Origin of the sequence: Yinghuangia seranimata, assembly GCF_029953285.1 — a bacterium.
Classification (GTDB): domain Bacteria; phylum Actinomycetota; class Actinomycetes; order Streptomycetales; family Streptomycetaceae; genus Yinghuangia; species Yinghuangia seranimata.
The window spans coordinates 106,404-130,976 of the sequence record NZ_JASAOI010000046.1 but is presented as its reverse complement, the minus strand read 5'-3'; the positions used below and the strand labels follow the sequence as shown (position 1 = coordinate 130,976).

The following is a 24,573-nucleotide window of genomic DNA, read 5'->3' as shown; positions in this document are numbered from 1 at the left end:
CCCGATGGGCGCCGGGGTCGGCGGAGGTGTCGGGCCTCCGTCCGAGTACCTGCTGTCCTGCTACCTCTCCCCGCCGGGCGACCACGCCGTGCTCGGGACGCGCCACGACCAGAGCATCGCCCTGTGGCGGCGCGGGCCCCGCGGCGTCGACCTCGTCCGGCTGTGGGAACTGGAGCGGATCAGCGGGCAGAAGCACCACTTCTGGCCGCTCTACACCCCTGAGCGGGCCCGGGAGTTCCTCGACGCGCTGCTCGGCACCGTCGGCCTCACCCTCGACGACGTCGGCACCGTGTGGGGCACCCCGGGACTGCCGGGCAGCGCGCCGGTCCCGGTCCCGGCGGGGGCCGGCGCGTTCCCCGTGCACAGCCTCGCCCACCTGTTCAGCGGACTCCTCATGGACACCCGGCTGTTCAAGGACGAGACCATCGTGGCGACGGCCGTCGACAGCGGGCCGGACTTCGTGCAGGACCGCGCCACCAAGGACTTCTGGTACGCGGGCTGCGTATCGGTGCGCGGTTCCCTGACGTTCCTCCCGGTCGAGTCGCCGGGGCCGCTGTACACGGCCGCCGAGACGATGTTCGGCAAGGAACCCGGCACGCTCATGGCCCTCGCCTCGGCGTGCCGCACGGCGATCCCGTACCCGACCGCCGAAGCCCTCGCCGGCATAAAGCTGTTCGGCGGGCGGGCCGCGCCTTGGGCGCCCGCGCACCGGTTCGTGCGCGGCGTCGTCGCCGAAGCCGGACGCCGCCTCGCCAACCGCGCCGACGACCCGGCGTTCTCCCCCGAGGAGAACCTGCAGAGCGCCGTCATGAAGATCGTGCAGGAGGCGTGCGAACTCGTCGCCGCCCGCAACATCGACCTGCTCTGCGCCACCGCCCACGTCGACCCGTCCACCGCCTACCTTTCGATGAGCGGCGGCTACGCCCTCAACTGCCCGGGAAACACACGTCTGTTGGACAAGTACGGCTTCCGCGGCCTGCTCGCGCCCCCGTGCGCCAACGACTCGGGGCAGGCCCTCGGGCTCGGGCTGCTCGGACTGTACGGGACCGGCGCGTTCCGGGACGCCGAGTGGCGGCTGGGCAACGCGTACCACGGCTCCCCGGTGTCCGATCTTCCCTCCTCTCTGGAGGAGTTCGCGCCCTGGATCGCCGACGTCACCGAGTTCGACCCGGTCCGCTTCGCCGCCGACGTCACCGACGACATCGTCGCCTGGGTCGACGGCGCCGCCGAGATCGGCCCCCGGGCGCTCGGCCACCGCAGCCTGCTCGGCGACCCGCGCTCCGGCGCCGTCAAGGACCGGCTCAACGACGTGAAACAGCGTCAGTGGTGGCGGCCCGTCGCGCCGATCGTGATGGCCGAGCACGCCGAGGACTGGTTCGTGCAGCGGCGGCCCTCGCCGTACATGCTCGAAGCGGTCGACGTCCGGCCCGAGGTCCGCGAACGGGTCCCGGCCGTCGTCCACTTGGACGGCTCGGCACGCCACCAGACCCTGGCGCGCGACGACAACCCGCTGCTCCACCGGGCGTTGGCGGCCTTCCGCGACGCGACCGGCGTCCCGATGCTGTGCAACACCTCGCTGAACGACAAGGGCGAGGCCATCTGCGACACGGCCGCCGAGGCCCTGACGTTCTGCGTCCGCCGCGGCATCCGCGTCGCGTACGTCTCCGGCCGCCGCATCGCCCTGCGCACCACCCCGACCGGGAACGCCGTACCCCCGACCGGGCCGCGCGTGCGCGCCGTCCACCATTTCGCCGGCCAGGAGCCCGACCGCGACGCCGCCTGGTCCCGCTGGCTCGACCGCGGCCTGACCGAGGCGGGCATGTTCCAGCTGTCCCGCTCCCCCGACCTACGCACCGAACTCGACGCCGGCGGCACCCCGGAACGCGTCAACGCCCTCGCCGACTACGCGGCCACCACCAACCGCGGCTTCCCGCTGATGGTCAACCGCTTCTGCAAGGCCCACGGCCCCGGCTCCGCCTTCATCGACGCCCCGGGCGCCCTCCCGGCACGACTGGCATCGAAGGAGGCGTGAACCGTGGGCTGGGACTGACGACACCACACCGACGCCGCGGTCCCGCTCCCTCGCGACCGGGATCGCGGCCTGCGGGAATCATTCCGCACCCGCTTAGGAAGCTCTTAAGCAGCGGAACAACCAATATTAACCAGCGACTTCCCGTCAAATGCCGATCCCGCGGGAACGGCTGCTAGCGTCCTTGCCGTGAGCATCAACACAGCCAGGAGCCGCACGGCAATCGTCTTCGCGGCCGCATTCGGCCTGTCGGTCGGGGCGCACGCATTCGCCGCGGAGACAGCCGGACAGTCGCAGTCCTGCCCCGCCTCGGGGGCCGCGCCGGGAATTGGGCACGTGCCGCGATTCACCGACGGCAACGTCGCGCTTTTCACCGGCGGGAATTACACGGTGGACGGCGCGGCCGCCGAGGCGGAAGGGCTGCTCGTCGTGCAGGGCAAAGCGACCTTCGCCAAGGACAACGGCGGGATCTTCAACGTCGGCCGCGTCGGCGCCGGGTCCGGGATCATCCCCGCGCCGGGCGACGTGATGCTGGCCGTGGGCGGCGACCTGGCGATCGCCAAGGGGACGACGGTCGACGTCGGGTCCGGCCTCACGGCGGGCCCACGGTACGGCGGCTCCGTGCAGGTGGGCGGCGTGATCGACGAGAAGGGCGTGCTCCAGACGAACGGCGGCGGCCGGGCGGCGCGGCTCGGCGCCGCCGACGCGCTCGGCACGTACTCCGGGTTCCGGCAGGCCGTCGAGAGCGAGTCCGCCTCGCTCGGGTCGCTCAAGCCCACCGGGAGCAGCGTGCGCGCCGGCGGCACGGTCACGTTCACGAGCACCGCGGCCGGCGGGCTGCAGGTCTTCGAGATATCCGCGGGAGACCTCGACGGCGCGTCGAGCTTCGTTTTCCGGGCGATTCCGGCGGGCTCCTCACTGGTCGTCAACGTGACCGGAACGCACGACGTGAAGATTTCGCCGATGTCCGTCGGTTTCAACGACGACCGCGTCGACCTGTACAGCTCGACGCATTTCGGGGACGCCGCCACGCGCATTCTCTACAACTTCCGGGACAGCGCGTCGATCGCACTCGGCGGCGGCGGGAATTTCATGGGTTCCATCGTCGCGCCGAAGGCGTCCGGGGATTTCACGGCGAGCACCAACGGCCGGGTGTACGTCGGCGGAAACCTGACGGTGCACGGCACCGGCAACGAGACCCACAACTATCCGTGGACCGGCTCCCCCGTCTTCACCTGCAAGCCCGGACAGCCCGGACAGCCCGCCGCACCGGCACCGCCGGCGACGCCGGGCGCGCCCACGCCCTCGGCTCCGTCCAGCGGGCCCGGCGCGCCCGCTCCGTCCGCTCCCGCGTCGCCCGGCGCACCCGACGCCCCGGCACAGCCCGGCGGTCCGCTCGCGCAGACCGGCGGGTCGTCCATGACCCCGGTGGTCGCGGCCGCGGCCGTCGTGCTGGCGGGTGGCGCGGTCATGCTGGTCTTCGCGTGGCGCCGTCGTCGTAGCTGACATCGACTCGGGATTGGCGGTCGCATGGAACACGCACGTCTTGCAACGGTGCTCAACGCACTTCCCCTGGCGGTTCTGCTCATTGACGCGAACGGCACGATCGTCATGACGAACACGGAAGCCGCCGACAGCCTCCAGGCCCACGGAACCCATCTGGTGGGTCGCGGTGTTCTGGACGTACTCCCGCAGTTCGACCTCAGTTGCACGCCGGGAGGCATCGCCCACGCGCCCGCGGACGAACTGGCCTTCAGGATGACCGTGCGGTGCACGGACAGCTTCGAGTTCACGGCGGAGGTCGCCGTCCGCAGCCTGGTGCACGACGACGCCAACCTGCTGCTGATCACCATTCAGGACCTCACGGGCCGCATCGTCGTCGAGGCGGAACTACGGCGTCTGCACCGGCAGATCGAGATGATCCTGTGCGCGACGACGGACGGCGTCATCGGTGTGGACGCCCACGCCCGCGTGGTGCTCGCGAACCCCGTCGCCACGCAGGCACTGGGCTACAGCGCCGGCGAACTGGACGGCCACGCGCTGCTGCCCATGGTCATGCCGTCGCATGCGGACGGCACCGTCCTGCCGGCGGAGGCGTCGGCACTCCTCGACACGCTGGTGTCGGGACGCGACCACCGCCTCCCCGTCGCGACGCTGTGGCGCAAGGACGGCACTCCCCTCCCGGTCGAACTGTCAACGGTCGCCGTGTGCGAAGGCGACCGTGTGCTCGGCGCGGTGGTGACGTTCGCGGACCGGTCCGCCTTCCAGGCCCTGATCGAGCACCAGCGGACGTTCGCGGCGTTGATCGACAACGAACTGCACGCCCCGCTGGTGCGCGTCGCCCAGACCCTGACGCAGCTGGCCGACGACCCGGCCGGCCAGTTGTGGCCCGAGGCCAACCGGACGCTGCGCGGGCTCGCCGAAGACTGCCGGCACGCGGCGCGGTTGGTCGACGACGTGCGTTCAGCGCGGGAGCCGTACACGGCACAGCGCGGTAACGGCCCGGGCCCCGGGCGCACCCGGTCGTGGACCGAGCACGCAGGTGGCGTGACGACGCCGCAGCTCAGGCCAGATGCGCCGCGAGTAACGGCGCGACATCGCCGGGCCGTTCCAGCAGCGGCAGGTGCCCTGCCTCCGGAACTGTCTCCAGTCGGCAGTCGGGGAGCACCTCCCGTAACCGCTGTCCGTTGGCCGTGAACTGCGGCATGTCGTCGTCGCCGACCAGGACCAGGGTACGGGCGGTGATGCGGCCCAGGTCCGTGTCGGTGTGCCGGTGGGCGGTGAGGAACGTCATGGCGCCGTCCGCCAGTTCGGTCCAGCGATGGCGATTGACCACGGTGCGCAGTTCGGCACGCAGGGCCGGGTGGCGCTCGGTGCCGCGGAAGATGTCCGGAGGAGAGGTCATCCACAGGTCGGTCATCGCCTCGCTTCGGCCCGTCATCCGGTACAGGAGCTCCAGTTCGCGGTAGCGGCGGGCGGCGTGCAGGTCCGGCGGGGCGCCGGCGACGGTCGGGGCCGCGAGGACGAGGCGTTCGACGGAGTCCGGGTGGTCGGCGGCGAGTTGCAGGGCCGCGAGCGAGCCGAAGGACAGGGCGACGACGCGCACCGCGTCCTCGTCGTCGGCCAGTTCGGCCAGTCGCGCGGCGAGCGCCGGCAGGGTCGTGCCGTAGGCGAGGGGGCCGGAGGCCCCATGCCCGGGCAGGTCCACACCGAGGTGCCGGTGGCCCGGCAGCAGGTCCCACAGGGGCCGCCACGTCGAGGAGTCCATCGTGTAGCCGTGGATCCACAGCACCGCGGGCCCGGTGCCGTGGGTGCGGATGTGCAGGTCGGTCACGGCCGCCCGCCTTCCCCGCACCCGGGGGCGCCGACGTCGCCGAAGCCCCGGCAGAACGCGTGGTACGCCAACACCGGCCGGTCCCGCGCGCCGTAGTGCGCGGGGGCGGTGGTGTCCAGGTGGTCCCAAATCAACGCGTCCTCGGCCAGCGCCCGTTTGCTGCCGACGACCAGCATCGGCAGGTCCGCCTCGCGGCCGGCCCGGACCCCGACGGCGACGCGCGCCGTGCTCCCGCCGCGCGCGGCCGGGACGGCTCCGGTCACGATGACGTGCACGTCGCCGTCGGGGCCGAACTCGGTGACCACGACGCCTGGGCTGAACGCCCGTGCGTAAAAGCGCGGTTGGTAGTCCCACGTGACGACGCCCGTGGTCGCGATGCGCCAGCGCACCTGCTCGCGACCGCGATCATCGCGCCAGGGCGACGTGGTCATCATGAACCGTGCCTCGACGGCGAGTTCGCCGCTCACGTCCGGGCACATCCGCACTTCGCGGATCCTGGGCACCTTGTGGAGCGCGGTGAAGTGGTCGAGGTCGAAGGCGTTCTCGACGACGAGCGCCGGGTCGGCCGACACCGGCTGCGAGACCGCGCCCACCAGTGAGTAGGAGGAGCTGAGCTCCTTGACCGCCCGGGTGAACCCCCGGTCGTCGGCGGGGTCGTCGCCGAGTCGTACGAACACCGCCTCGCCCCACGTGATCGTGGGGTGTTCGGCCGCCGACCGGCGCGGGTCGGAACCGCCGAGGGCGATGCGGCGGCCGTGGAACGGGCAGATCAGGTGCTCGCCCGAGAGCTTGCCGCCGTACCCGAGGTGCGCACCGCGGTGCGGACAGGTCGCGTCGAAGACCCGTACTTGGGAGGGATCTTCGCCGCCGCGCACGGCGACGAGGCGGTTCCGGCCGAGTGCGAGCGGCGTGACGGGTCCGGTCAGCTCGGTGGTGAAGGCGATCAGGTGCCATCCGGTGTGCACCGGCACGGGCACGGGCACTCCCGCAGGGGGCGACGTCGCGTCGTTCATCGCCGCACCACCGCCTGCCGCAGGTCCCGCACCACCCGTTCGGCCCCCGCGAGCACCGTGTGCACCCACGGCGGCCCGCTGTCGGTGACGGTCGCCTCGCCCGCGAAGTACACGGTCTCGTCCACCGGTTCGGCCCAACGCGCACACGCGTCCGGGGCTCCGGCGAGCGGCGCCGTGAACGCGCCGCCGATCCACGGCTCTGTTCCCCAGTCGGCCGTCTCCACGGCGACGACGCGGGCGCCGAGCGTCCACGGCAGCGCGGTCGCCAGGAGGACGGCCAGTCCGGTCGGGTCCGCCGCGGCCTGCCGGGCCCGGTCGGCGGCGCCGGCCTTCGCGACGACCGACACCTCGGGGCGCCCGGCCCGGCACGTGACGAAGCCGGCGACGCCGTCCAGGTCGAGCACGACGGTCGCGGCCGGGGCGGGCCGGGAGAGCGTGACGAGCGCGCAGAAGCCGTCGCCGAGGGGAAGTTCGGCGGCGGCCTTGGCCTTGTCGGCGGGCAGGGTATCCAGGGCGAGGCGCCCCGAGGCGACGACGGACGGCGGCGCGGCGACGACCGCGGCCCTCGCGTGCACGGTTCCGTCCGGGGTGTCGGCCTCGACGTGGCCGGGCCGGTGCCGCAGTGCGGCGACGGGACGGTTCAGGCGGACGTCCAGCCCGGCCGCGAGGTGACGGGGCAGCGCCTCGAAGCCGCCGCGTACCGCGAACTCGCCGACGCCGCTCCGGTCACCGCGCAGCATGGCGGCGACGCCGTACGCGCTGAGCCGTTCCGGGTCGGCGCCCTGGTTCTGCCGGAACCACGCGCGGCAGGCCCGCAGTTCGTCGGCGGTCGGGTTCTGCCGCAGCAGCCATTCGTCCACGGTGAGCCCGAGGGGCAGGTCCGGGTCGGCGAGCAGCGCTCGCTCGAACACCCACGGGGCGCGGCGCCCTGCGGCGAGGACGCCCATGTCGCGGGCGATGCCGCCGTCGACGACCCGGGCACGGATGTCGCGCGGGACGGGGGTGAGGGCGGGTGTCCCGGCGGCGCCCGGCCTGGCTCCGGGCGCCCCGGCGGTACCCGGCCTGACCCCGGGCACCGTTCCCCCCTCGGTCCGCGTGGGGCCGCCCCCGCCCAGGATCGCGTGCACCGGGTTGCGGTCCCCGTGCACCACCTGCGCGCCGAGCTCCCACGCCTGTGTGCCGTCGTCCGGCAGGTGGCTGCGGATCCGCCCGCCGATCCGTCCGGACGCCTCGTACGCCACGACCCGCAGTCCGGCGGACGCGAGCCGGGCCGCGCACGCCAGGCCCGCAACGCCGGCACCGACCACCAGCACGTCCAGCGGATCGCCGGCCGTACCCGCGGCGAGCCGCCGCACGGTCGTCGCCTCCACGACGTGTGTCGTCCGCCCGTTGGTCCGCCCGCTCATGCGCGTCCCTCCACCCTCGTCGCCGGTTCGTCCGCCGTGAGCCGCACCGCGTGCCGCCGCAGCCGTCTCGGGACGAGCCGCGACGTGTCCCAGTCGAGGGGCGCCGCCGACGCCGCCATGTGCGGGAACCTGCGGGCGAGTTCGGGCAGCAGCGAGGCCAGTGCCTGCCGGACGAGCTGGGCGGCGAGGCAGTAGTGCCCGCCTCCTCCGAACGCCAGGTGCGGTGCCGCGTCGCGGTCCGGCAGGAGTTCGTCGGGCCGGTCGTACACCGCAGGGTCGCGGTTCGCGGCGGCCAGCACCACGAGCACTCTGGCCCCGACCGGAACGGTCCCGCCCGGGAGCGCGACGTCCCGCACGGCGACCCGGGCCGTGAACGGGATCGGCGTTTCCAGCCGCAGCAGTTCGTCTGCGTAGCGCAACGCGGTCCGCTCGTTCGCGGCCGCCAGGCCCCCGCGCAGCACCAGGGAACGCGACACCCTGGCGAGCGCGTTGCCGGTCGCCTCCGCCAGCGGCTGCCAGCCTCCGACGACGGCGAGCGCCAGGATCCCGAGCGCCTCCGCGCGCGTGAGCCGGGTGTCGGCGACGAGCGCCGCCATCGGACAGGCCGTCCCGACCGGGGCTGCGAGCAGCCGTTCGGCGTGCGCGTCGAGCGTGCGCGTGAGCATGCCCATCGCGAACCGGCCGCGTGCGGCCGCCGCGGGTCCGGCGAGCGGGTCGAGGTTGACGGACGCCGCCTGCGCCAGCGCCGCGAACGCCGCGCGGTCCTCGCCCGGCAGACCGAACAGCCGCGCGAACACCCCCGTGGACAGCGGCGTCCCGATGTCCGCGACCACGTCCACTTCCTTGCCGGTACGCGTCAACTCGTCCACCAGCGCACCGATCTCGGCGGAGACACCGCTCCACACGGACGCCAGCGCCCCCGCCCCGAGCAGCAGCGCGCCCGGCGCCCGCAGCCGCCGGTGCTCCGCGCCGTCGGTCGTCAGCATCGACGGCGGCAGGGCGTCGTCGCGGGCCCGCTCCCGCTGCCCCTGCTGCGCCGACAGCCCGGGCTCGCGCAGCGCGGCGGCGCAGTCCGCGTGCCCGGTGACCAGCCACATGCCGGTGGACGGGTCGTGGTGGACCGGATCGTGGGTCTGCAGCCAGCGGTACGCCGGGTACGGATCGGCCCGCCCGGCGGGCGCGAACGGATGCGTCAGGTGCTCCGGCAGGCGCACGGTCACGGGCATCGCCGTCTCGTCTCCCTCCCCGGTGCGGGGTTCACCGCACCCTCGGGCCGCGCCACCGGAAGGTCGCGGCGGTCAGTACGAGGCCGGCACCCGTCCAGAGCGCCAACACCAGCGCGGTGCGGCCCAGTTCCCACGTACCGGCGGGTTCGACCGCGGTGAACGAGTCGGGCAGGAACACCGACCGCAGCCCCTGGGCCATCCACTTGAGCGGGAAGAACGCCGCGATCTCCTGCATCCACGGCGGCAGTTCGTGGAACGGGAAGAAGATGCCGGAGATGAACTGCATGACCATGAACACCGGTGTGACGACCGCGGCGGCCGAGCGGGCGTTGGGGATCAGCGCGCTGTAGGCGAAGCCGAGGAGCGTGCACGCCGCGGTGCCCAGCGTCAGGTCCCAGCCGAGGACGAACCACCGCCCGCCGGTCGCCGGCAGCGGCAGCCCGAACACCCCGATCGCGACGGTCATCAGCAGCGCCGTCTCCAGCACCGTCGTGACGACGACCCGCACCAACTTGCCGACGAAGTAGGCCGACTTGGGCATCGGTGTACCCGCGAGGCGGCGCACCAGGCCGGTGTCGCGCTCGATCGCGACGCTGATCGCCAGGCCGGAGAAGGCGGTGCTCATCACGCCCGCGGCGATCGTCCCGGCCATGAACATCTGCCGCAGGTCGGTGTCGGTCCCGGCGGCCTTGCCCTTGAAGATGGCACCGAAGACCACGAGCAGCAGCAGCGGGAAGCTCAGCGTGAACACGAGCGACTGCTTGTTGCGGAAGAAGCCTTTGAGCTCGACGGACGAACGGGCCGCGCACGCGCGCCACAGTCCGCCGCGGAGCGGTGCCGGCTCGGTGCGCGGCGCGGCGGTGCGGCCGTCCGGCCCCTTCGGCCTCTCCGGACGGCCGCCTCCGCGCGGCCTGGTGGTCGACGCGGGCATCACGCGGCGCGCTCCTTCCCGTCGGTGTCGGTGCCGTCGCCCGGGTGCGCGGCGTTCCGCACACCGATCAGGTCAAGGTAGGCCTCCTCCAACGTGGCGCGGTGCACCCGCAGTTCGGGCAGTTCCAGAGCGCCTGCGGCGGCTGCCCACGGCAGCAGCGCGGCGAGCGCCGCGGTGGGGGTGTCCGTGTGGACGACGACCGAATCGCCGTCCCGGTCCACTCGCGCGTCGCCCGGCAGCCCGGCCGGCATCGCCCGTCCCGCCAGCGCGCCGGACGCGCGGAACGCGACGGTGGCGGGCCGGTGTCCGCGCCCGCCGAGGTCCGCCAGGCCGCCGCACGCCACGACCTGCCCGGCGACGATGACCGCCGCGCGTTCGGCGAGTTCCTCGGCCTCGTCCAGGTAGTGGGTGGTCAGCAGCGTCGTCGTGCCGCGCGCCGCGAAGAACCGCACCAGCTCCCATGCCTCGCGCCGCGCGGCCGGGTCCAGGCCCGTGGTGGGTTCGTCGAGGAACAGCAGTTCGGGATCGCCCACGACCCCGACCGCGACATCGAGGCGGCGCTGCTGCCCGCCCGACAGCGTGCTCGTGAGCGTGTCCCGGCGCGCGGCGAGGCCGACCATGTCGAGGACACGGTCGACCGGCAGCGGCGCGGGGTACATCGCGGCGAACGACCGGACGACCTCCCGGACCGTCAGGTCCGGGAACGCGCCGGTGGTCTGCGGGACGACGCCGATCCTGGCGCGCCACGCGCGCCGGTCCTCGGCCGGGTCGCAGCCGAGGACCCGCACGTCGCCCGCGGTGCGCCCGCGCGCACCGCACAGGATTTCCACGGTCGTCGTTTTCCCGGCGCCGTTGGGGCCGAGGAGCGCGAACACCTCGCCGCGCCGCACCTCGAGGTCGACGCCGCGCAACGCGGCCGTTTTCCCGTAGTTCCTGGTGAGTCCGCGGACGACCACGGGGTCCCGGCCGACGTTCTTCCGCACGGCTTCCCTCTTTTCCGGCATGGCGGGCGGCGCCGAAGAACGTCGGCCGGGGACGGGTCCCGATATCAGGTGCAGCAGCAGCACGGGCAGCAGCAGTACGTGCCGCCGGCCGCGACGTCGGAAAGGTCGCCCTCGCTGAGTTCGGCGGTGTCGACCATGGGGGTCTCGGGGATGTGGAACTCGTAGCGGCCGGTCGCCAGACCGACCTCCCAGAAGTCCACCTGGACGTCGAGGTTGCCGTCCTGCTTGCCGTCGGGCACCGTGCGGACGATGACGACCTCGGCGTCGGCCGGGAGTTCCAGGCCGGCCTCGGCCAGCGCCGAGCGCGGGTCGGTGGACAGCCGCGCCGCGTATTCCTCACTCGACCACGCGTTGATCAGCGCACGGGTGTAGGCATTGACGAATTCCGCGCGCTTCTGAGGATCCAGAGCCATGTTTACCGCTCCTCATTTCAGCGCCACAGCACCTTGTGTGCCGGCGTCGTTTGGAACAGTGGCACACCGCCCGAACACTGCCAAGACGTAAGTTTCACAGGGCGATTCGGGGCATTCTCTAAGTATTGCCAAGGCCCCCTGCGGCGCCGTACATTCACGACGGCCGGAATAGTCGATACGCAATACGTAGGCGCTTCCCGAACCGCCGTGTACGCAATTCCCGGGACCGGCCTACGCATTCATACGAAACAGCGTGTACGCACTTGCCGAGGCACCGCCGGAATGCGGAGGTTCCGTCGCGATGGACACCCTGGATACGTACGTCGGACTCGCCCGCAGGCGGCCGCCCGGCCCCGCCGGGCCCGTCGACATGCCGGCCATGCGCCGCGCACCGCTCGACTTCCTCGCCGAACTCGCCCGGAGGTACGGCGACATCACGATGCATCAGGCCGACGGCGACACGGTCTACACGCTCAACCGCCCCGAGTGGGCCCGCCACGTGCTGCGCGACAACGGCGCCAACTACACCAAGAAGCGCACGCCCGACGACTTCATGCTGCGGCCGCTGCTCGGCAACGGGCTGCTGACCAGCAACGGCCCCGAGTGGGCCGCGCAACGGCACATGTGCGCACCGGCGTTCCGTCCGGCCGAGGTCGCCCGCTTCGACACCGTCATCGTCGACGCGGCCGAACGCATGCTCGCCGCCTGGCGTCCAGCCATCGCGTCCGGCCAGCCGCTCGCCGTCGACCACCACCTGACCGCGCTGACCCTCGCGGTCATCACCCGGGCCATCCTCGGCGCGAACATCGAGGGCGTCGGCGAGGGCTTCGGCCGCGCTGTGGACGACGTCAACAGGTTCATCGGCCACTACATCCCCGCAGAGGACCCCGACCCCGCCGACACCGCCCAGCGGCACCGCGACTACCGACGCGGCCGCGCGTTCCTCGACGCCGTCACCCGCACGCTCATCAGCGCCCGCCGCGCGACCGGCACCGACGAGGCCAACCTGCTCAACACGATGATGACCTCGCACCACATCGTGTCCGACACCGACCTGCGCGACCAGGTGCTCACCATCGTCATGGCCGGGCACGAGACCACCGCCAAGTCGCTCACCTGGACGCTCTATCTCCTCGACCGGCATCCGGAGGAGGCGGCCAAGGTGTACGGCGAGGTCGACCGCGTCCTCGCCGGCCGCCGGGCGACCGCCGCCGACTACCCGCGCCTCGAGGCGTGCCGCCGGGCCGTCCAGGAGGCCATGCGCCTGTACCCGCCCGTGTGGCTGACCTCGCGGCGCGCGACCGGGCCCGACGTCGTCGGCGGGTACGACGTCGCCCCCGGCACGCTGGTCTGCGTCAGCCAGTGGATGCTGCACCGGCACCCGGAGTACTGGGACCGCCCCGACGCCTACCTGCCCGACCGGTTCGCCGACACCACGAGCCTTCCCAGCCACCTCTACCTGCCGTTCGGCGGCGGCGACCGCATCTGCATCGGACAGCACTTCGCGATGCTGGAGGCCACGCTCGTCCTCGCGACCATCGCGCAGCACGTACGCCTCACGCTGGTGCCCGGACACCCCGTCGTCCCCGAGGCACTCGTGACGCTGCGGCCCAAGCACGGCATGCGCATGGTCGCCGGGCCGCGGGAGACACAATGAGCCCGGACACGTACGTACCCGCCGCACAGCCGTACGTACGCCCCCGCCCCAAACCCGGCTCCTACGACCCGGCCCACACCACCGCGGGCGGCCTGCACGGCGAACTCGCCCGGCTGGAGGCGCAGGCCGCGCTGTCCTTCGACGAGGAGCTGGACGCGCTGCGCTCGCTCGGCGTCCTGCGTCCCGACGCGCGCGTGCTGGTCGAACTGGGCGCCGGCTCCGGCGCGGTCACCCAGCGGCTGCGCGCCGCGTACCCCGGCCTGCGCGTCGAGGCCGTCGACCACGACCCCGCGCTCGCCGCGCACATCCCCCGGGACGCCAAGACCGCCGTCACCATCAGCGACGCCACCCGCGTCCCGCTCCCGGACCGCAGCGCCGACGCCGTGCTGCTGCGCTACGTCCTCCAGCACGTGCCGGATCCCGCGCCCGTGCTGGCCGAGGCGCTGCGGCTGCTCCGACCGGGCGGCCGCATCGCGGTCACCGAGGTGGACGCGGGCTGCTGGGGCATGGCCGACCCGATCTATCCCGAACTCGCCTACTTGCACGCCGCATTGGGCGAGGCGCAGCGCCGCGCGGGCGGCGACCGCGACATCGGGCGGCGGCTGACCCGCATGCTGCGCGCCGCCGGCTTCGCCGACGTGGCGATGCGCCCGTTCGCGGCCACCACCGACCGTCACCCGGTCGAGGCGTTCGCCGCCCACCTGGGTCCGCAGCGCCTCGAACCGCTGGTCGCCTCCGGGGTGCTGACGCTCCGCGACGTCGCCCTGGCCGCCGACCGCTGGAACCGCTTCCGAGCCGACCCGGACGCCTGGGTGATGCTCCTCGGCTTCACCGCAGCCGGTACAGCGCCGGACCCCTCGCGCGATCCGTCTGAAAACACCGTCAACACCCTGCCCGACATCCCGCCCACGAAGGGACCGGATGCCCCGTGAACCCCAGCCTCAAGATCTTCATCACGATCTTCTGTTTCATCAGCGGCGTGGCGGGCCTTGTCACCGCCGTCCTCAAGGCCGCCGACAAGCCCGCCGAGACCACCGCGGCGATCATCTCCGGCATCGTCGGCGTCGTCTTCCTCGCCGGCGGCTTCGCCCTGACCCGCAAACCGCGGTACTAGTCACTCCGTCATGGTCACTCCGCCGGGCGGTCTACGCGGTCGCGCAGGCGCGTGGGGGCCATGACGCAGAAGCTCTCGGTCATCAGTTCGGCGACCTCGCCCCAGTCGGTGGCGTCGTCGAGGTACATGCCGACCACGTCGCGGCCCCAGCCCGCCCGGAAGAAGGGGTGCCCGGCGCGGCACAGCGCCTGGAGCTCCTCCCCCGCCGAGCGGAAGGTCACCACGGTGGCGGGGCCGTCGTGGCCGATGACCTTCGCGAACGCCGGCGGCCGGCCGTCCACGACGGTGACGACGTGCGCGAACGTCTTGTCGCGCACCCGCCACCGCCGCCCCACCCAGGCGGCCTCCTCGTACGCGTCCGGCAGGGCGAGGCAGATCTCCCGGAGCCGGGCCAGCGCGTCCTCGGCGACTCCGCCGTCAGGGTCCATGTCCATCCGGCCGACAGTACGCGGCGCCTCCGACGCCGCCGTCGATCACGACCCGCGAGGGCACGCGGGTATATGAAAGACGAATGGCGATGGATGACAAGCAGGTGGACGCGTACCTGCGGCGGATCGGCGCCGAGCGCCCGGCCCGCCCGGACGGAGCCGCGCTGCGCGAGCTGCACGCGCGCCACCTGCGCGCCGTCCCGTTCGAGAACCTGGCGATCCACCTCGGCGACGGCGTCTCGCTCGACGAGGACCGGCTCTACGGGAAGATCGTCGTCGACCGGCGCGGCGGGTTCTGTTACGAGCTCAACGGCACGTTCGCCCTGCTGCTCACCGCGCTCGGGTACGACGTCGAGCTGCTCGCCGCGCGCGTGCACGGCCGGGACGGCCTCGGGCCGCCGTACGACCACCTCGCGCTGCGCGTGACCGCCCCCGGCGAGGACGCGGTGTGGCTCGCCGACGTGGGCTTCGGCCGGCACAGCGAGTACCCGCTGCGGTTCGACATGCGCGGTGAACAGGCCGATCCTGGCGGGGTGTTCGAGATCCGGGACGCACCCGACGGCGACCTGGACGTCCTGCTCGACGGCACGCCGGAATACCGCATGGAGACGCGTCCGCGGCGGCTCGGCGACTTCGAGGCGACCTGCTGGTGGCAGTGCACGTCCCCGAAGGCGCACTTCACCCGGTCGCTCGTGTGTTCGCTTCCGGTCGACGGCGGCCGGATCACGCTCAGCGGCCGCACACTCGTGACGACCGACGCGACGGGCCGTCACGAGCGGGAGCTGGGCGACGACGCGGAGGTGCTGGCGGCGTACCGCGACCTCTTCGGAATCAGCCTGGACCGGGTGCCGACCCTCGGTGCAGACGGGTGATCCGGGCGGCGGTGTCGAAGGACAGGATCGGGTCGGGCGCGTCCGACAGCAGGCTCGCGTAGAGCGGCTGGTAGTGGGCGATGATGCGCGGGGTGCGGCCGTCGGTGCCGAAGCGCTCCAGCAGTTCGCGGCCGCGGGCGGCGAAGCCGGTCATCGCGGTGTGGTCGATCCACAGCTCGACGCCCGATTCGGCGAAGACCAGCACGCTCTCCTTGCTGCTCGCGCCCGTCAGCCAGTTGGTGCGCAGGCGGGCGGTGCCGCGGTGGCCGCGTGAGTCGAACGCGAAGGTGTACCAGGCGCTCGCCCGGCCGTCGAGCTCCTCGCCGCCCAGCAGTTCCGTGAAGTCCACGAAGCGGGCCAGCAGGCTGAGTTGGTTGACGCCGCCGTCCATCCAGCTGGACACGTACGTCTCGAACACCTCGGGGCCGCGCAGCACGAAGGGGTCGTTGAACGCCGACGTGATCTGGGTTACCGGGCCCCACTCGGGGTAGCGGGCGATGGTCTCCTCCGCCCAGCGGACCTCGGGTGAGAAGGCGAAGTGGTGCGCGGTGCAGAGGCGTTCACCGACGGCGGCGACACCGTCCTCGTCCATCGCCCGCAGCCGATCCAGCGCGGCCAGGTCGTGCACGATCGGCTTCTCCACCAGCACCCGCGCGCCGGTGCGCGTCAACGCCTCTGCGGCCAGGTCCACATGGGTGGGGACCGGCGTCGCGATGACCATCAGGTCGGGGTCGTGCTTGTCCAGCGCGTCGGCCAACGACCGGTGGTGCGGGGCCTGTTCGCCGCGGAAGGAGGGACCTTCGGGGACGTGGGGATCGACGGTGAAGTCCAGGGTCACGTCCTCGCGCGCGGCGAGGACGGCCAGATGGGTCTGGGCGATGTGTCCGAGCCCGAGGAGCCCGACACGGAGCGGATCCGTCATGCGTATGACCGTAGCGCGGGGTGCGGCGTGGCACGCGGGCCGCGCACGCACGCCGGGTTACGCTCGCGCCGATCGGCCCACGCACCACTGGAGAACGCTCGCATGGCCGCAGCGCCCACCCACCGTCCCTCCCGTCTGCGTACATGGCTTCTGCAGGACCAGGCCTCCCGACCCAAGCACCCCACCCTCGACCACGGCCACGAACAGGGCGCCGGTGGCCCGCCGGCCCCCGCCGAAGAGGGCCGGCGCTGGTGGCGCGTGATGTGCCTGACCGGCCTCGACTACTTCTCCACACTCGGTTACCAGCCCGGCATCGCCGCCCTCGCGGCCGGCCTGCTCTCCCCGATCGCCACGATCGTCCTCGTCGCGCTCACCCTCTTCGGGGCGCTCCCCGTCTACCGGCGCGTCGCCGAGGAGAGCCCGCACGGCGAGGGCTCGATCGCGATGCTCGAACGGCTGCTGTCCTTCTGGAAGGGCAAGCTGTTCGTCCTCACCCTGCTCGGCTTCGCCGCCACCGACTTCCTGATCACCATCACCCTCTCGGCCGCGGACGCCACCGCCCACATGGTCGAGAACCCGCACCTGACCGGCACCCTCCAAGGCCACGAAGTCCTCATCACGCTGCTGCTGATCGCACTTCTGGGGGCGGTCTTCCTCAAGGGCTTCGGCGAGGCCATCGGCCTGGCCGTCGTCCTGGTGTTCTCCTACCTCGCGCTCAACGCGGTCGTCGTCGGCAACGGCATCTGGCACGTCGCCGAGGACCCGAGCGTCGTCACCGACTGGCGGCACGCGCTCGTCGCCGAACGCGGCAGCATCTGGGTGATGATCGGCGTCTCCCTCGTCGTCTTCCCCAAGCTCGCCCTCGGCCTGTCCGGCTTCGAGACCGGCGTCGCGGTCATGCCGCACGTCGAAGGCGCCCCCGACGACGACCCGGCCAAGCCCGCCGCGCGCATCCGCGGCACGAAGAAGCTGCTGACCACCGCCGCCGTCATCATGAGCGTCTTCCTCATCACCAGCAGTTGGATCACCACGCTCCTGATCCCGCAGCAGGACTTCAAGGCCGGCGGGCCCGCCAACGGCCGCGCCCTCGCGTACCTCGCGCACGAGAACCTCGGATCCGCCTTCGGCACCGTCTACGACATCTCGACGATCCTGATCCTGTGGTTCGCCGGCGCCTCCGCCATGGCCGGCCTGCTCAACCTCATGCCGCGCTACCTCCCGCGGTACGGAATGGCGCCGGGCTGGGCGCGGGCCGTGCGTCCCATGGTCATCGTGTTCATCCTGGTCGCGTTCCTGGTGACCTGGCTCTTCGACGCCAACGTCGACAAGCAGGGCGGCGCGTACGCAACCGGCGTCCTCGTCCTCATCACCTCCGCCGCCATCGCCGTGACCATCGCCGCCCGGAAGGCAGGGGAACGCGGCTGGACCATCGGCTTCGGCTGCATCGCCGTCGTGTTCGTCTACACCACGGCGGTCAACATCGCCGAACGCCCCGACGGCGTCAAAATCGGCGCGTGCTTCATCGCCGGCATCATGGCGCTGTCCCTGCTGTCCCGGATCGTCCGCGCCTTCGAACTGCGCGTCACCGATGTCAACCTCGACCCGATGGCGGCCCGCTTCGTCCGCGACTGCGCGCACCGCACGATCCGCTTCATCGCCAACCAGCCCGACACGCGCGACGAGGCCGAGTACCGCGACAAGCTCGACCAGATGCGCGCCGACAACGACATGCCGGACTCCGACGACATCATCTTCGTCGAGGTCACCGTCCTCGACCCCTCCGAGTTCGAGTCCGGCCTGACCGTCCGAGGCGAGGTCGCCCACGGCCGCTACCGCGTCCTCCGCCTCGAAAGCTCCTCGGTCCCCAACGCCCTCGCCGCCATGCTCATCCACGTCCGCGACGTCACCGACCAGCGCCCCCACATCTACTTCGAATGGACCGAGGGCAACCCGCTCGCCAACTTCCTCCGCTTCTTCCTCTTCGGCCACGGCGAGGTCGCCCCCGTCACCCGAGAAGTCCTCCGCGAAGCGGAACCCAACCGAGCCCGCCGCCCCCACATCCACGTGGGCTGACCCTCCTTCGACGGCGTTCGGCCCCCGAACCCCGAAGTGGCCTTCCGACCTGCACGAACCCCACCCCCTTCGGCATGCTTCGGCATCCCACCGCAACACCTCCGCCCCGGCCCGACAGTGGCTCCACCAACCACTACGGGTCCGGGAGGACACCATGAAGCTCATCCCCCTCCGCACCGCCGTCATCCTCGGCACGGCGACAGCGACCGGCTCCGCGGCGGGCGAGTCCGCGACGGCGCTCGCGCACGCGACGGGCCACCCCGTCCCCCACCTCGGCCACGTGGTCACGGGCATGGCGGCACTGTGGATCGCGGAGAAGCTCGACGCGCTGATCGCCGACGAGGCGGGTGGTACACGCTAGAAGCGGTGGCTCTCGTCGAGACAGGCCTGGTAGTCCGCGACGACACTCGGCGGCAGGAGGTCCGCGTCCTGCAGGAGACGGCGTGCGACAAGCCGCCTGAAGCGTTCGTAGTCGCGGTCTCCCCGAGTGCGCGACCCACCCAGAGCCAGAAGACACGCTTTGTACCGCTTCATCAACTCCTCGACCCCTGCTTCCGTCGGGTCGCAGATCGCGAGTGCGACCAAGGCATGCGCCCGCGAATACTTGCCGCCGTGGGGCTCGTACCTGTCGATCCCGGTCAGCCGGGGCAGTTCGGCGAAGAGCGGAAGCGCCGGCTCCACAGCGTCGTCGATGTCACCGTCCCGAACCCACTGCGCCCGATGCACGTTCACATTGGCGTCGATCGGGCGCGGCTCGAACTCCAGAGCCACATCAGGCGCCTCAGCGGGCCATCTGTTCACCCGCTTCGTGGCGACCACACCCGTCAGCGCGTCCCACGACGCCGCGCTGAACTGGGAGTTCCACAACATGGCGTGCTTGTGCCAAGCCGCTCGGGGTTTCGCGCCCGGTGCGACCAGGTCGGAGACGCTGACCTTCCCGTACTTGGCGAGCACGAGAAGCACCAGGTTCACGCTGTACGACGCGCAGCGGAAGACGGCCGTTTCCTCGGTCGGGTTGTATGCGGTCCACGCACCCAGGGGCCGGTCCTTGAGCGACGCCTGAAAGAGCGCAGGCACCGACGCGGTGCCGTCTTCCTCCAGCAACTCGCCGAGATCATCCAAGATGCGCATGTGGTCGGTAAGCGGCGCAGCGGCCAGGAGGTTGAAGAGCAAGCCGTCGTGCGCGTCGCCGTCCGGACAGCGGCGCAACGTACGGACGATCTTGCGTGCGACCAGGTACTCGCCGAACGTCGCGTGCAGGAACTCGTACCAGCGGCGGCTCCGGCTCAGGGCGTCGTCCGCACCGGTGCGGGCCTCGTGGATGAAGAAGAACCGGCCGAACAACATGCAGGCATCGGGACGTTCGGGTGTGTCGTCCGGCTCGCGGAGGAAGGCGAGGTCGTGGGCGGCCTCCTCCGCGCTGACCCCCTGGCGGCCCCGGATGAACATCGCCACCGCGATGACGGACAGATCGTCCAGCTCCCGTTCGACCTTCTCCTCGACGGCGGCCGGCCGGAGCTTCGGTTCACGTTTGACGACCTGCCTGCGCACGAACAGACGCAGCAGGCGCTCGTACAACCCGCCACGGCTGAGCCTGGCGACCACCCCCGGCTCCGCACCGCCCGCGAACGCGTAGTACAGCGCGAGCATGAACAACAGAAGGGGTTGGGATGCGAGTTCCGGATGTACGGCACCCAGGTCGGAGGGCGGAAGCGCTCCGCGGTTCCGGCGCAAGGCAGCCCCGTTCGCGGCGTTCCACACCTGAAGCCACCGCTCGATCCTGTCGGCGTCGAACGGCTCAAGGCGCGCGACCAGTGTGCCGTCGGGGATATGCGCCTGATCCGCCACGACCGTGCGGCTGGTCACGACGACGGCCACCGGAGTGCCGTTCGCGAGGCAACCGGCCTGGAACGCCGCGAGATTCTCCAGGTAGTTCCACTGATCGACCGTGCCGGCCTGGAGCAGTTCGTCGAACCCGTCGAAGATCAGTACCGGGAGCACCTCGGGTGCGGCATCCCGCACGTCCTCCCAACCCGCCGCCCGCAGCGTGGCCTGCCGCACGGCCCGTTCGAGCTGATCCAGGGTCGCGGTCCCCGGGAGCACGTCGCGCAGCTCGATCCGCACGGGCAGATAGTCGCCGGGTGGCAGGCGCGCGGCGAGCAGCCGGGTGAGCAGCGACTTCCCGGTCCCCGGATCCCCGAGAACCATCAGCAGCCGCCGCGGTGCGTACGCCGAGACCAGTTCGCCGGCCAGGAACCCCGCGATGTCGTCGTGCACGGCCCGGCCCGACCACCACGAGTCGACGTGAGGAGCCGCTGACTGGTCGTACAACGCCGCCCGGAACGCAGGATTGACGTATCCGCGCTCCATGCTGGGGATCTCGACGCCCCGCAGGTCCTCACGCAATTCGCCGGCGAGTGAGATCGGCTCGGCCAACGCCCGGCGGTGCCCGCGGACGATCCGTGTCGCCAACGAGTCCGCGCCGGGTTCGTGGCAGGTGAGCGCCCGCAGCGCGGACTCCAGGCCCGGCAGGCCGTTGTCGTGCACGGCGGCCGAGGTGGTCGTCCCCGCCTGAAGAGCCGACCAGGCGAACAACGCCGGGTGCTCTGCACCCAGTTCGGCCATCCGTTGCGCATGGGCATCAGCCGCGGCCCGCGCTGCTTCGACGAAGTCGGGCAGATCGTCGGCCGCGACCTCACCGCCTACGGCTTCGAGCAGCACCTGCTCGTACGCTGCTTGGAGAACCCGAGTCCGCCCGTTCTTCCAGTCGTACGTGACCGTGCCCGGCACCGTGAACAGGTGGACGGCCCCACCCACCCCCAGGATCGCGCCGACGCCGATCGAGCCGCACCGGTCGAGGGCCGTACCCATCGGGGGGCTCGCGACCAGGCACTCGACCGCCGCGACCACCCGTGCCGCGTGCCAGAGGTGGATCCGATGCGCCCGGCACCCACCCCGGACCCGCGCCTCGGCCACCGGCAGGATCGCGGCCACCAGCGCGGCGAGGCGCTCGCGGAACCGCGCGAGATCCTCGGCCCCGCACAGCGTCCACGAGCCGATCTCCGCGACGTCGTCGTCCACCTGGCCGGTGCCGCCGCCGAGCAGTCGGGCCGCCGCATCGAACGTGCGCGCCGGTTTCGTGGTGATGTCCCATGAGCCCTCCGCGCACAGCGGGCACACCGTCGGCTCCGACGCGACGGCCGCCTTCGCCCCGGTCTCCCCCGGCGTTCGTGCCCGGTCCAGCGCTGTCTCAAGCTCCTCCAGGCGTCGCTTCCGATAGTCGAGTTCCTCCCGAACCCGGCGCTCGTCCACGCGGTCCAGGCAGAGCTCGACGATGGTCCTGACCACGTCCCAGTCCGGCGCCTTCGCCCGTCGGCCGTTGAGCAGCTCCGACACCGCGGACGGGCTCAGGTTCAGCCGTCTCCCCAAGTCGGCGTTCCTCAGCCCCCGTTGGGCCACCATCCGCTTGATCGGCCGCCAGAAGTCCTCGACCGCGTCGCCGCCCGACACGCGACTCCTCCCACTCGGCGCCGTACGTAGACACCGAGCGTAGAGCGACCGCAAACCGGCCGGGCGGTAACGCGGAAGGCCCCGCGCTCAGGGCGCGGGGCCTTCCGTCGGGCGTCTCCGGGGGGAGGCCGGCCGTCGAAAGGGCCGGTCCCGTCGGATGGGGGTCAGCGCAGGTCGTAGCGGTCCAGGTCCATCACCTTCGCCCACGCCGCGACGAAGTCGTTGACGAACTTCTCCTTCGCGTCGTCGCTGCCGTAGACCTCGGCGAGGGCCCGCAGTTCGGAGTTGGAGCCGAAGACGAGGTCGACGCGGCTGCCGGTCCACTTCACCTTGCCCGTGGCGTCGCGGCCCTCGAAGGACTGGGCGTCCTCGGAGGTCGGGGTCCACGAGGTGTTGTAGTCGAGCAGGTTGACGAAGAAGTCGTTCGTCAGCGTGCCCGGCGTGTCGGTGAAGACGCCCACGGACGAGCCCTGGTGGTTCGCGCCGAGGACGCGGAGGCCGCCGACGAGGACGGTCAGCTCCGGCGCGCTGAGCGTGAGCAGGTTCGCGCGGTCGAGCAGCAGGTACTCGGCCGGGAGGCGGTTGCCCTTGCCCAGGTAGTTGCGGAAGCCGTCCGCGGTGGGCTCGAGCGCGGCGAAGGACTCGACGTCGGTCTGCTCCTGCGTCGCGTCGGCGCGGCCGGGCGAGAACGGCACGGTCACGTCGTAGCCCGCGGCCTGGGCGGCCTGCTCGACGGCCGCGCTGCCGGCCAGCACCACGAGGTCGGCGATCGAGACCCGCTTGCCGCCGGACTGCGCGGCGTTGAAGGACTGCTGGATGCCCTCGAGGGTGCGCAGCACGCCGGCGAGCTCGTCGGGCTCGTTGGCCTCCCAGCCGGCCTGCGGCTGCAGACGGACGCGTCCGCCGTTGGCGCCGCCGCGCTTGTCGCTGCCGCGGAACGACGAGGCCGCCGCCCACGCGGTGGCCACGAGCCGCGCCGTCGAGACGCCGGACGCGAGGATCTGCGCCTTGAGGGACGCGATGTCCGCGGCGTCGACGAGCTCGTGCGTGACGGCCGGGACCGGGTCCTGCCACAGCAGTTCCTCGGACGGCACCTCGGGGCCGAGGTAGCGCGCGATCGGGCCCATGTCGCGGTGGGTCAGCTTGTACCAGGCGCGCGCGAAAGCGTCCGCGAACACGGCCGGGTCGGCGTGGAAGCGCCGCGAGATCTCCTCGTACGCCGGGTCGAAGCGCAGCGACAGGTCGGTCGTGAGCATCGTCGGCGCGACCTTCTTGGCCGGGTCGTGCGCGTCGGGGACGGTGCCCGCGCCCGCGCCGTCCTTCGGCCGCCACTGGTTGGCGCCGGCGGGGCTCTGGAACAGCTCCCACTCGTACCCGAAGAGGATGTCGAAGAAGCTGTTGTCCCACGTGGTGGGGGTGTTGGTCCAGATGCCTTCGAGGCCGCTGGTGATCGCGTCGGCGCCCTTGCCGGTGCCGTACGTGCTCTTCCAGCCGAGGCCCTGCTCCTCCAGCGGGGCGGCCTCGGGGTCGGCGCCGACGCTCTCGGCCGGGCCGGCGCCGTGCGTCTTGCCGAAGGTGTGGCCGCCGGCGATCAGCGCGACGGTCTCCTCGTCGTTCATCGCCATGCGGCGGAACGTCTCGCGAATGTCGCGGGCCGCGGCGATCGGGTCCGGATTGCCGTTGGGGCCCTCCGGGTTGACGTAGATGAGGCCCATCTGCACGGCGCCGAGCGGGTTCTCCAGCTCACGGTCGCCGGTGTAGCGCTCGTCGCCGAGCCAGGTCTGCTCGGGGCCCCAGTAGACGTCCTCCTCGGACTCCCACACGTCGGGGCGGCCGCCGCCGAAGCCGAACGTCGTGAAGCCCATCTGCTCCAGCGCGACGTTGCCGGCGAGGATCATCAGGTCGGCCCACGACAGGTTCTGGCCGTACTTCTGCTTGACCGGCCACAGCAGGCGGCGGGCCTTGTCCAGGTTGCCGTTGTCCGGCCAGCTGTTGAGCGGCGCGAAGCGCTGCTGCCCGGCGCCGGCGCCGCCGCGGCCGTCGCTGATGCGGTACGTGCCGGCGGAGTGCCACGCCATGCGGATCATGAGCGGCCCGTAGTTGCCGAAGTCGGCCGGCCACCAGTCCTGCGACGTGGTCAGTACCTCGGCGATGTCCTGCTTCACGGCGGGCAGGTCGAGGCTGTTGAACGCCGCCTTGTAGTCGAACTCCTCGCCGAGCGGGTTCGCCACCGCGGGGTTCTTCGCGAGGATCTTGAGGTTCAGGCGGTTCGGCCACCACTGGGCGTTGCCACCGCTCTGCGTCGGGTGCGGAGCGCGCCCGTGCGCGACGGGGCAGCCGCCACCAGCGTTTGCGTCTTGGTTCTCGGACATCGGAAAACCTTCCGGGCTAAGAGGATCACGCTGCACAAAAACTGCGCGACGCGCGCGGTCGCCACCCGCCGCAGACCGACCCCATCCACCTGTCCGGCGGCGGCTCGGCCCGGGTTGCGGTCATGACCAAAGCTAACTTTGTAGAGACGAACGGTTCAAGGCAACGAACGACCCAAGTCTCTGTGTTCGTGTCATGAACCGTTTCGGTGTTTCCACCAAACACTTGGCCGGATCCGGCCCTTCCTCTCCCATATGAGCGACCGTTTATA

General features: G+C 72.0%; 19 protein-coding genes and 1 pseudogene. 9 read left to right on the top strand and 11 right to left on the bottom strand.

The genetic code is table 11. The annotated features are described in order from the left end of the window. The first annotated feature begins 4 nt into the window (after positions 1-4). The 3 genes and pseudogenes from QI554_RS28435 to QI554_RS43420 form a co-directional block, all read left to right on the top strand. Complete coding sequence (locus QI554_RS28435; protein WP_281473692.1) at positions 5-2,032, top strand: carbamoyltransferase C-terminal domain-containing protein; 2,028 nt, start codon at positions 5-7, stop codon at positions 2,030-2,032. Positions 2,033-2,218: 186 nt separating this feature from the next. Next, the gene (locus tag QI554_RS28430) at positions 2,219-3,535 is read left to right on the top strand and encodes a choice-of-anchor A family protein (RefSeq protein WP_281473690.1); all 1,317 of its coding nucleotides are present in this window, start codon (positions 2,219-2,221) and stop codon (positions 3,533-3,535) included. 24 nt (positions 3,536-3,559) lie between these two features. Beyond that, a pseudogene (locus tag QI554_RS43420) lies at positions 3,560-4,282 on the top strand (PAS domain-containing protein); the annotation flags it as partial. Positions 4,283-4,592: 310 nt separating this feature from the next. On the opposite strand, the gene QI554_RS28420 reads toward QI554_RS43420, so the two are convergent. The 7 genes from QI554_RS28420 to QI554_RS28390 form a co-directional block, all read right to left on the bottom strand. Beyond that, on the bottom strand, positions 4,593-5,363 hold the full coding sequence (locus QI554_RS28420) for an alpha/beta fold hydrolase (protein WP_281473688.1): 771 nt from the start codon (positions 5,361-5,363) through the stop codon (positions 4,593-4,595). Further along, positions 5,360-6,376, bottom strand: a complete 1,017-nt coding sequence (locus QI554_RS28415; RefSeq protein WP_281473685.1) for a Rieske 2Fe-2S domain-containing protein — start codon at positions 6,374-6,376, stop codon at positions 5,360-5,362. Before QI554_RS28415 ends, QI554_RS28420 begins: the two co-directional genes overlap by 4 nt. Next, positions 6,373-7,782: a flavin monoamine oxidase family protein gene (locus QI554_RS28410; RefSeq protein WP_281473684.1), complete on the bottom strand. Its 1,410-nt coding sequence runs from the start codon at positions 7,780-7,782 to the stop codon at positions 6,373-6,375. Before QI554_RS28410 ends, QI554_RS28415 begins: the two co-directional genes overlap by 4 nt. Continuing rightward, positions 7,779-9,008, bottom strand: a complete 1,230-nt coding sequence (locus tag QI554_RS28405; protein WP_281473683.1) for a cytochrome P450 — start codon at positions 9,006-9,008, stop codon at positions 7,779-7,781. The genes QI554_RS28410 and QI554_RS28405 overlap by 4 nt, the downstream gene beginning before the upstream one ends. A 31-nt stretch (positions 9,009-9,039) precedes the next feature. Then, positions 9,040-9,939 (bottom strand): ABC transporter permease, encoded by a 900-nt coding sequence (locus QI554_RS28400; RefSeq protein WP_281473682.1) that lies wholly within the window; start codon positions 9,937-9,939, stop codon positions 9,040-9,042. Beyond that, positions 9,939-10,922 (bottom strand): ABC transporter ATP-binding protein, encoded by a 984-nt coding sequence (locus QI554_RS28395; protein WP_281473681.1) that lies wholly within the window; start codon positions 10,920-10,922, stop codon positions 9,939-9,941. The genes QI554_RS28400 and QI554_RS28395 overlap by 1 nt, the downstream gene beginning before the upstream one ends. 65 nt (positions 10,923-10,987) lie before the next feature. Continuing rightward, complete coding sequence (locus QI554_RS28390) at positions 10,988-11,356, bottom strand: hypothetical protein (RefSeq protein WP_281473679.1); 369 nt, start codon at positions 11,354-11,356, stop codon at positions 10,988-10,990. 301 nt (positions 11,357-11,657) lie between these two features. Here QI554_RS28390 and QI554_RS28385 point away from each other — a divergent pair, with 301 nt between their 5' ends. The 3 genes from QI554_RS28385 to QI554_RS28375 are packed head-to-tail and all read left to right on the top strand — an operon-like array spanning position 11,658 to position 14,127. Next, positions 11,658-13,013, top strand: a complete 1,356-nt coding sequence (locus QI554_RS28385; RefSeq protein WP_281473678.1) for a cytochrome P450 — start codon at positions 11,658-11,660, stop codon at positions 13,011-13,013. Beyond that, positions 13,010-13,945 carry a class I SAM-dependent methyltransferase gene (locus tag QI554_RS28380; RefSeq protein ID WP_281473677.1) on the top strand — a complete coding sequence of 312 codons (936 nt, stop codon included), beginning with the start codon at positions 13,010-13,012 and terminating at the stop codon, positions 13,943-13,945. Before QI554_RS28385 ends, QI554_RS28380 begins: the two co-directional genes overlap by 4 nt. Beyond that, positions 13,942-14,127: a hypothetical protein gene (locus QI554_RS28375; RefSeq protein ID WP_281473676.1), complete on the top strand. Its 186-nt coding sequence runs from the start codon at positions 13,942-13,944 to the stop codon at positions 14,125-14,127. The genes QI554_RS28380 and QI554_RS28375 overlap by 4 nt, the downstream gene beginning before the upstream one ends. Positions 14,128-14,141: 14 nt before the next feature. Here the strand turns inward: QI554_RS28375 and QI554_RS28370 are convergent, their stop codons facing one another. Further along, positions 14,142-14,561 (bottom strand): MmcQ/YjbR family DNA-binding protein, encoded by a 420-nt coding sequence (locus QI554_RS28370; RefSeq protein WP_281473675.1) that lies wholly within the window; start codon positions 14,559-14,561, stop codon positions 14,142-14,144. An 83-nt stretch (positions 14,562-14,644) separates the two neighbouring features. Between QI554_RS28370 and QI554_RS28365 the strand changes: the two genes are divergently transcribed. Then, positions 14,645-15,427: an arylamine N-acetyltransferase family protein gene (locus tag QI554_RS28365; RefSeq protein WP_281473734.1), complete on the top strand. Its 783-nt coding sequence runs from the start codon at positions 14,645-14,647 to the stop codon at positions 15,425-15,427. Here QI554_RS28365 and QI554_RS28360 read toward each other — a convergent pair. Next, the gene (locus tag QI554_RS28360; RefSeq protein ID WP_281473673.1) at positions 15,387-16,349 is read right to left on the bottom strand and encodes a Gfo/Idh/MocA family protein; all 963 of its coding nucleotides are present in this window, start codon (positions 16,347-16,349) and stop codon (positions 15,387-15,389) included. The genes QI554_RS28365 and QI554_RS28360 overlap by 41 nt on opposite strands. Positions 16,350-16,610: 261 nt before the next feature. Between QI554_RS28360 and QI554_RS28355 the strand changes: the two genes are divergently transcribed. Further along, positions 16,611-18,422 carry an APC family permease gene (locus QI554_RS28355; protein WP_281473732.1) on the top strand — a complete coding sequence of 604 codons (1,812 nt, stop codon included), beginning with the start codon at positions 16,611-16,613 and terminating at the stop codon, positions 18,420-18,422. A 154-nt stretch (positions 18,423-18,576) separates the two neighbouring features. Further along, positions 18,577-18,783: a hypothetical protein gene (locus QI554_RS28350; protein ID WP_281473672.1), complete on the top strand. Its 207-nt coding sequence runs from the start codon at positions 18,577-18,579 to the stop codon at positions 18,781-18,783. Here the strand turns inward: QI554_RS28350 and QI554_RS28345 are convergent. After that, entirely contained in the window at positions 18,780-21,986 is a 3,207-nt protein-coding gene (locus QI554_RS28345; RefSeq protein WP_281473671.1) for a helix-turn-helix domain-containing protein, read from the bottom strand. The genes QI554_RS28350 and QI554_RS28345 overlap by 4 nt on opposite strands. 110 nt (positions 21,987-22,096) lie before the next feature. Then, positions 22,097-24,304, bottom strand: a complete 2,208-nt coding sequence (gene katG, locus QI554_RS28340) for a catalase/peroxidase HPI (protein WP_281473670.1) — start codon at positions 24,302-24,304, stop codon at positions 22,097-22,099. Between the last annotated feature and the right edge of the window lie 269 nt (positions 24,305-24,573).